Source organism: Candidatus Accumulibacter vicinus (genome assembly GCF_000584955.1).
GTDB classification, from domain to species: domain Bacteria; phylum Pseudomonadota; class Gammaproteobacteria; order Burkholderiales; family Rhodocyclaceae; genus Accumulibacter; species Accumulibacter vicinus.
On record NZ_JDSS02000051.1, the window covers coordinates 29,953 to 37,045 of the forward strand.

Here is a 7,093-nt window from a genome sequence, read left to right on the forward strand (position 1 = left end):
GCCCTGGGTCTGCGCGAGGACATCGGCGTAGTCGGCGAGCAGGGCCGGGTCCTGGTCGACCAGGGGGGCGGCGCGTTCGTAGGCTTTCGCTGCTTCGGGGAAACGTTCGAGCACCTTGTACGATCGGGCCAGCATCACCCAGCCCGGGTGGTCGTCGGGGTTCTTCTGCAGCTTGTCGACGAGACTGTTGAGCATGGCCTCGATCTGTGCGGGGGCGATGCGCGCCTGCCGCTGCAGCGGGTCGAGCGCGCGCGGTTCGCCGAGCAGGGCATAGCCGGCAGCGGCGGCGAGCGGGATGAGCACCAGCAAGGCCAGCGCGGTCTGGTGACGGCCGCCGTCAGCAGTCGCCGGCGCGGCCAGGGTGGGCACTTCTTCGAGCAGACGGCGTTGCAGTTCGCTTTTCGCCTGGGCGAAATCGGCCTCGGCCAGCGAGCCTTCGCGGCGCTCGCGTTCGAGTTCGGCGAGCTGGTCGCGAAAAATCGCGAGGTTCGCTTCGCTCTGGTCGGTGCTGCCCGAAAACCGTGGCGTGCGCAGCAGCGGTGGCAGGAGGAGGGCGATGACGGCGACGACCAGCAGGGCCGCGGCGATGAGGAAGGCGGTCATGCGGGTCCTTGCCGTGAATTCTGTTCTTGCAGCAGCGCTTCGGCGCGGCCTTGCTCGTCGGCGCTCAGGGGAGGGTCGCTGATCGCCCGGTCGCGTCGGCGCAGGTAGAGCAGCAGTGCCGTCAGGCCGGCGACGAACAGCAGGCCGGGGCCGAACCACAGCAGCAGCGTCGTTCCTTTCAACGGGGGCCGATAGCGGACGAAGTCGCCGTAGCGGCTGACCATGAATTCCATGATTTCAGCGTCGCTCCGGCCGTCCTGGATCAGCGTGCGGATTTCGCGGCGCAGGTCGTTGGCGAGTTCGGCCTGCGAGCCGGCGAGCGACTCGTTCTGGCAGACCAGGCAGCGCAATTCGGAAGAAATCGCGATCAGGCGCTTTTCGGTCAGTTCGTCTGCCGCCAGCGGCCGGGCTTCGCCGGCGTGCAGGAGGGGCATGTGCAGCTTGAACACGGCGAGCAGCAGAAGCATCAGCAAGCCTCTCATTTCGACAGTTCCGAAAGCAGCGGCAGGATTCTGCCGGAGAGGACCTCGGGGGTGATCGGGCCGGTGTGCTTCATGCGGATGATGCCTGCCCGGTCGATGACGTAGGTTTCCGGTACGCCATAGACGCCGTAGTCGATGCCGGCGCGGCCATCCACGTCGAGCACCGACAGGGTGTACGGGTTGCCGTGCCTGGCGAGCCAGCCGGAGGCGCGTTCGATGACCATTTTTTGTTCGCCGCCGGGGGGCAGCCGGTCGATGTCGATGCCGCCGTCGCCGCGCACTTCCTTGTAATTGAGGCCGATCAGCGGCACCGTCTGGCGCTTCGCCAGTTCGACCAGCAGGGGATGTTCCTGCCGGCAGGAGACGCACCACGACGCCCAGACATTGAGCAGCCAGACCTTGCCGAGCAGGTCCTGCGGCGAGAACGACTGCGCGGGCGCGTCGAGGCGCGACAGCGAGAACGGCGGGGCCGGTTTGCCGACCAGCGGCGAAGGCAGTTCGCGGGGGTTGAGCCGAAGTCCAACGGCGAGCAGCGCGAGGAGTACGGCGAAGCCGATCAGCGGCCAGAGAAATCGGTTCATGGTCGTCCCCTACGCTTTCTGGGCGAGCGCTGCGGCGGCGGCGGTGGTGTGCGCGCCGGCGCGCGCCCTGACACGGTAGCGGCGGTCGCTGATGGCCAGCAGTCCGCCCAGGCTCATCAGCACGCAACCGCCCCAGATCCAGTCGACGAAGGGCTTGTGGTAGACGCGCACCGCCCAGGCGGCCTCCGGTCTGGCCTTGTCGATCGGCTCGCCGAGCGAGACATAGACGTCGCGCAGGAAGCCGGTATCGATCGCCGCTTCGGTCATCGGCATCGATGACGCGGCGTAGAAACGCTTCTCCGGGAACATCTTGCGCACCGGCACGCCGTCCTTGAGGAGGTCGATGTCGCCGACCAGCGCGCGGTAGTTCGGTCCCTGCTGCTGGCGAACGCCGTTGAAGCGGAAGCGGTAGCCGCCGACGCCGACGCTGTCGCCGACTTCCATCTTGACATCCTTCTCGGACTGATAGGCACCGACCAGGGTGACGCCGACGACGAAGACGGCAATGCCGAGATGCGCCAGATGCATGCCGAAGAAGCTGCGCGGCTGCCGCAGGGCGGTAGCCAGGAAGGAGCGGCCGGCGCGCGTCGCCTGTACGCGTTCGACCCCATTGAGCAGGGCGCAAAGAACGATCCATGCCGACAGCAGCAGGCTCAGGGCGACCAGCGGCCGCCATTCGCCCAACAGGAAAGGGGCGCCACAGCCGACCAGGGCCGCCGCGAGAAAAGCCCAGCGCAGCGTGCGCGCGAGTTCGCCGACGCTGGCATGCTTCCAGCGCGCAAAGGGCGCCACGCCGATCAGGAACAGCGCCGGCAGCATCAGCGGCACGAATACCGCGTCGAAGTAGGGCGGGCCGACCGAGAGCTTGCCGGCGCCGAGCGCGTCGATCAGGAGCGGGTAGAGCGTGCCGAGCAGGACCGAGGCGCAGGCGACGACCAGCAGCACGTTGTTGGTGAGCAGCAGCGACTCGCGCGAGAGCAGGCCGAAGCGTCCGCCGAGACCGACCTTCGGCGCCCGCCAGGCGAACAGCGCCAGCGAGCTGCCGATCACCGCTCCCAGGAAGACGAGGATGAAGATGCCGCGGGTCGGGTCGGTGGCGAACGCATGTACCGAAGTCAGTACGCCGGAACGGACCAGGAAGGTTCCGAGCAGCGACAGCGAGAACGCCGAGATCGCCAGCAGCACCGTCCAGTTCTTGAAACTGCCGCGTTTCTCGGTCACCGCCAGCGAGTGCAGCAGCGCTGTGCCGACCAGCCAGGGCATGAAGGAAGCGTTTTCCACCGGGTCCCAGAACCACCAGCCGCCCCAGCCGAGTTCGTAGTACGCCCACCACGATCCGAGCGCGATCCCAAGCGTCAGAAAGATCCACGCCGCCGTGGTCCAGGGTCGCGACCAGCGTGCCCAGGCGGCGTCGAGCTGACCCGAGAGCAGCGCGGCGATGGCGAAGGCAAAAGCCACCGAGAAACCGACGTAGCCCATGTACAGCATCGGCGGGTGAATGATCAGGCCGGGGTCCTGCAGCAGCGGGTTGAGGTCGCGCCCTTCTTCGGCCGCCGGCAGCAGGCGCTCGAAGGGGTTCGAGGTGAGCAGGATGAACAGCAGGAAACCGGCGCTGACCAGACCGAGAACGCCGAGCACGCGCGCCACCAGGGGGATGGGCAAGGGCTTCGACAGCAGCGCCACGGCCAGCGACCACAGCACCAGCATCAGCATCCACAGCAGCAGCGAGCCTTCGTGCCCGCCCCAGACGGCCGCGACCCGGTACTGCAGCGGCAGCAGCGTGTTCGAGTGCTGTGCGACATAGAGCACCGAGAAATCGTTGTCGACGAAGGCGCTGGTCAGGCAGGCGAAAGCCGTCACCAGCAGCAGTGCCTGCGCGATCGCCGTCGGGCGGGCGAGGGCCATCCATGGCTGGCGGTTGAAGTGGGCACCGAGCAGCGGCAGGGTTCCCTGCGTCAGGGCGACGCAGAGCGCGAGGATGAGGGCGAAGTGGCCGATTTCCGGGATCATGGTCGTCGTCCTACGGTTTCAGGGTCCTGGCGGTGGCTTCCGCCGCTGCCTTATGGCTTGCCGCGCGTTCGTGGGCGTCGCTGACGGCTTTGGCGGCTTCCGGCGGCATGTAGTTCTCGTCGTGCTTGGCGAGCACCTCGGTGGCGGCAAAGACGCCATCCTCGGCGAGCCTGCCCTGCGCGACGACGCCTTTTCCCTCGCGGAAGAGATCCGGCAGGATGCCCTTGTAGGCGACGGTCATGTCCCGGTCGGTGTCGGTGACGACGAAGCGCAGGGTGACGCCGTCGGGCTGGCGCTGCAGCGATCCCTCCTTGACCATGCCGCCGATACGGAAGCTCTTGCCCCTGGGCGCTTCGCCGGCGGCCACCTGCGTGGGGGAGAAGAAGAACACCAGATTGCTCTGGAAGGCATTGAGCACCAGCGTGGCGACCAGGCCGAGAATGGCCAGGCCGCCCACAATCAGGGCCATGCGTTGGTGACGTGGTTTCAATCCGGACTCCTGCGGGAAGCGGTTTCGCGTTTGCGTCGGGCTTCGGTTCGCTCGGCACGGTATTGCTGCTTGAGACGGGTGACGAGTTTCTTCCGGTCCTGCAGCAGCAGGAGCGGTTCCGCCAGCATCAGCAGCGCCATCACCGCCAGCGATCCCCAGACATAGAGGCCGTGGTTGCCCATTGCCAGAAAGTCGGCGAGACTGTTCCAGTGCATGCCGGGCATATTGATCTACTCCTTGTCGGCGAGCAGTTCGCGCACCCAGTCGGTGTGCCGCTCGCGCTCGAGCATGATGGTGCGGACACGCATCAGGGCGATGGCGATGCTGTACATCCAGCATGCCAGGGTGCACAGCAGCATGCCCCAGAGCATCAGCCTGGCCATGCTGGGGGCTCTGGTCAGGCTGACCGAAGCGCCCTGATGCAGGGTGTTCCACCACTGGACCGAAAAATAGATGATCGGAACATTGACCACGCCGACCAGCGCGAGGATCGCGCCGGCCTTGTCGGCACGGCGTGGATCGTCGATCGAAGCCTGCAGGGCAATGAAGCCGATGTAGAGGAAGAGCAGGATCAGCTCGGAAGTCAGGCGCGCATCCCAGACCCACCAGGTGCCCCACATCGGCTTGCCCCACAGTGCGCCGGTCCATAGCGAGAGGAAGGCAAAAAGGGCACCGGTCGGCGCCAGTGCCGAGGCCATCATCCCGGACAGGCGGAAGTTGAAGGCCAGCCCGATGGCGGCCCAGAAAGCCATCACCAGGTAGATGAACATCGACATCCACGACGCCGGGACATGCAGGAAGATGATTCGATACCCTTCGCCCTGTTGCGCGTCGGTCGGCGCCAGCAGAAAGCCGATCGTCAGTCCGAGCACGCCAAAGATCGCGGCGAGCGTCCAGAACCAGGGGATCAGCCTGCCCGCGAGCGGGTAAAAGGTCAGTGGGCTGGCGTATCTGAACCAGTTGATCACGGGCTTGCTCATCTATTCCAGGGCGACTCTCAGGGCCGCGGCAGTCGGCCACGGCGCAAAAAACACGCCGCCCAGCGCAAGCGCGCCAAGCAGCGACAAATGGGCCTGCGGTCCGAGTCCGCTCAGCGTCGCATCCACTGACCCGGCACCGAAGATCAGTACCGGGATATACAACGGCAGGACCAGCAGCGACAGCAGCACGCCGCCGCCGCGAACGCCGAGCGTCAGCGCCGCGCCGATCGCCCCGATCCCGGACAGGGCCGGCGTGCCGATCAGCAGCGACAGGGTCAGCACCGCCAGCGCGTCGCCGGCCAGGTCGAACTGGATACCCAGCAACGGTGCCAGCAGGACCAGTGGCAGGCCGGCCACCAGCCAGTGCGCGATGACCTTGCCGAGCACGATCAGCGCCAGCGGCTGCGGCGCCAGCGCCAGTTGTTCGAGCGTGCCGTCGCGGTGATCGTCGGCAAACAGGCGTGGCAGCGAGAGCATCGTCGCCAGCAGCGCGGCAACCCACAGCACACCGGGCGCCAGCCGGCGCAGTTGCGCCGCTTCGGGTCCGACGCCAAGCGGGAACAGACTGACGACGATGATGAAAAAGAACATCGCGGCAACAATGTCGGCCTGCCGCCGCATCGCCAGCCGCAGGTCGCGACCGATGACGGCGCGGATCGATTCTACCATCAACGACAACCGCTATTGCGCTGCGTCATCGGCGCCGAGCCACAACTCGCGCAGCGCCGCGGCCGGCACGGCGACCGTCTGGTGGGTGGTCAGGACCGCCAGACCGCCGCGTTGCAGATGCGCGCCGATCAGGCCGGAGATCAGCTCGACGGCGGCTGCGTCGAGGGCCACATAAGGTTCATCGAGCACCCACAGCGCGCGCTTCTCATGCACCAGACGGGCGAGCGCGGCGCGGCGCTTCTGCCCTTGAGAAAGGTAGCGGCAGGGAAGGTCGGCGCGGCTAAGCAGTCCGAGCTGTTCGAGGGCGTCGAGCGCGGCGTCCGCGTCGAGCGTTTCCTGCGCCAGGGTGGCCGACGACCGGATATTCTCCAGCGGCGTCAGTTCCTCCTTGATCGCGTTCTGATGGCCAAGGTAGCACAGTTCGCTGCGGAACTCGTCGCCGAGTTTGCCGATCGGCCGGCCGCGCCAGCGAATGTCGCCGCTGGCCGCCGGGGTGAGACCGCAGAGCATGCGCAGCAGGCTGGTTTTTCCCGAACCGTTTTTCCCCTGCAGGTAGAGCATCTCGCCGCCTGCGAGCCGAAAACTGACGCCGGCGAACAGGCGACGTTCGCCGCGTACGCATTCCAGATTCGAAGCTTCGAGCATGCAGAGGGAGATCCGGGAAGTGGTCAAGACCGGCGAGGGCATATTGTGAAGGCGGGAGTTTAGCCCCGGATTGATGAAAATCAAAATCGATTCAGTGGCTTTGAGTATTCTTCAACGGGTTCTTCCGGGAGCGTGGCAGTGGAACAGGGCGTTCTGCAGTTGACACTGGCGTGGGACGGCAAAGAAATCGTCTCGGCCGAGATCGTTTCCACCCGGCCGATGCTCGCCAAAGCCCTGCGTGGGCTGCCGGTGGCGCGGGTTTCCGAGATCATTCCGCGTGTTTTCAGTCTCTGCCGCCATGCCCAGGATGCTGCGGCACGCTTGTGCATCCAGGCGGCGCGTGCTGAGCGAGCCGCACTCGATGACGCTCGTGATCTGGGGTTGGCGGTTGCCATCGAGGCGATCGTCGAACACCTGTACCATTTGTTGATGGCCTGGCCACCCCTGCTGGAGAAACCCTTTCGAGCCAACCGGATCGAGGAGTTCGGCGCCTGGCGCAAGCGTCTGCAGGCGGTCCTCGATGCCGCGGCGGCCGCGGCACTCTCTGTCGATCTCTCGAACTGGCTGGCCGACCTGGAAGCCCCGCCGTTTGACGACCGGCTGGCCAGCGCCGCGGTTGCGCTGCTGCTGCAA

General features: G+C 66.5%; 9 protein-coding genes and 1 pseudogene. 1 reads left to right on the top strand and 9 read right to left on the bottom strand.

The features are described from left to right. From ccmI to ccmA, 9 genes are all read right to left on the bottom strand, one after another. A partial coding sequence (gene ccmI, locus CAPSK01_RS20070; RefSeq protein WP_273704179.1) for a c-type cytochrome biogenesis protein CcmI occupies positions 1-603 on the bottom strand: 603 nt, incomplete at its 3' end. Then, positions 600-1,085 (bottom strand): cytochrome c-type biogenesis protein, encoded by a 486-nt coding sequence (locus CAPSK01_RS20075; protein WP_034931028.1) that lies wholly within the window; start codon positions 1,083-1,085, stop codon positions 600-602. The genes CAPSK01_RS20075 and ccmI, both read right to left, overlap by 4 nt. Continuing rightward, on the bottom strand, positions 1,082-1,666 hold the full coding sequence (locus CAPSK01_RS20080; RefSeq protein ID WP_034931032.1) for a DsbE family thiol:disulfide interchange protein: 585 nt from the start codon (positions 1,664-1,666) through the stop codon (positions 1,082-1,084). Before CAPSK01_RS20080 ends, CAPSK01_RS20075 begins: the two co-directional genes overlap by 4 nt. Positions 1,667-1,675: 9 nt before the next feature. Further along, positions 1,676-3,676: a heme lyase CcmF/NrfE family subunit gene (locus CAPSK01_RS20085; RefSeq protein WP_034931035.1), complete on the bottom strand. Its 2,001-nt coding sequence runs from the start codon at positions 3,674-3,676 to the stop codon at positions 1,676-1,678. A gap of 10 nt (positions 3,677-3,686) precedes the next feature. Further along, positions 3,687-4,166 (bottom strand): cytochrome c maturation protein CcmE, encoded by a 480-nt coding sequence (ccmE, locus tag CAPSK01_RS20090; protein ID WP_138678653.1) that lies wholly within the window; start codon positions 4,164-4,166, stop codon positions 3,687-3,689. Further along, positions 4,163-4,390 carry a heme exporter protein CcmD gene (ccmD, locus tag CAPSK01_RS20095; RefSeq protein WP_273704180.1) on the bottom strand — a complete coding sequence of 76 codons (228 nt, stop codon included), beginning with the start codon at positions 4,388-4,390 and terminating at the stop codon, positions 4,163-4,165. The genes ccmE and ccmD overlap by 4 nt, the downstream gene beginning before the upstream one ends. Before the next feature lie 6 nt (positions 4,391-4,396). Continuing rightward, positions 4,397-5,146 carry a heme ABC transporter permease CcmC gene (gene ccmC, locus CAPSK01_RS20100; protein WP_034931037.1) on the bottom strand — a complete coding sequence of 250 codons (750 nt, stop codon included), beginning with the start codon at positions 5,144-5,146 and terminating at the stop codon, positions 4,397-4,399. Then, a complete protein-coding gene (ccmB, locus tag CAPSK01_RS20105; protein ID WP_034931039.1) occupies positions 5,147-5,815 on the bottom strand; it encodes a heme exporter protein CcmB in 669 nt (222 codons plus the stop codon). It lies immediately after the preceding gene. A gap of 12 nt (positions 5,816-5,827) precedes the next feature. Next, the gene (gene ccmA / locus CAPSK01_RS20110) at positions 5,828-6,460 is read right to left on the bottom strand and encodes a cytochrome c biogenesis heme-transporting ATPase CcmA (RefSeq protein ID WP_034931042.1); all 633 of its coding nucleotides are present in this window, start codon (positions 6,458-6,460) and stop codon (positions 5,828-5,830) included. A 138-nt stretch (positions 6,461-6,598) separates the two neighbouring features. On the opposite strand from ccmA, the pseudogene CAPSK01_RS20115 reads away from it, so the two are divergent. Beyond that, a pseudogene (locus tag CAPSK01_RS20115) lies at positions 6,599-7,093 on the top strand (hypothetical protein); the annotation flags it as partial.

What these genes read in the sequence shown, in the direction of transcription:
- CAPSK01_RS20075 (WP_034931028.1), bottom strand. Translation starts at nt 1,085, where the DNA reads ATGAGAGGCTTGCTGATGCTTCTGCTGCTCGCCGTGTTCAAGCTGCAC.
- CAPSK01_RS20080 (WP_034931032.1), bottom strand. Translation starts at nt 1,666, where the DNA reads ATGAACCGATTTCTCTGGCCGCTGATCGGCTTCGCCGTACTCCTCGCG.
- CAPSK01_RS20085 (WP_034931035.1), bottom strand. Translation starts at nt 3,676, where the DNA reads ATGATCCCGGAAATCGGCCACTTCGCCCTCATCCTCGCGCTCTGCGTC.
- ccmD (WP_273704180.1), bottom strand. Translation starts at nt 4,390, where the DNA reads ATGCCCGGCATGCACTGGAACAGTCTCGCCGACTTTCTGGCAATGGGC.
- ccmC (WP_034931037.1), bottom strand. Translation starts at nt 5,146, where the DNA reads ATGAGCAAGCCCGTGATCAACTGGTTCAGATACGCCAGCCCACTGACC.
- ccmB (WP_034931039.1), bottom strand. Translation starts at nt 5,815, where the DNA reads ATGGTAGAATCGATCCGCGCCGTCATCGGTCGCGACCTGCGGCTGGCG.
- ccmA (WP_034931042.1), bottom strand. Translation starts at nt 6,460, where the DNA reads ATGCTCGAAGCTTCGAATCTGGAATGCGTACGCGGCGAACGTCGCCTG.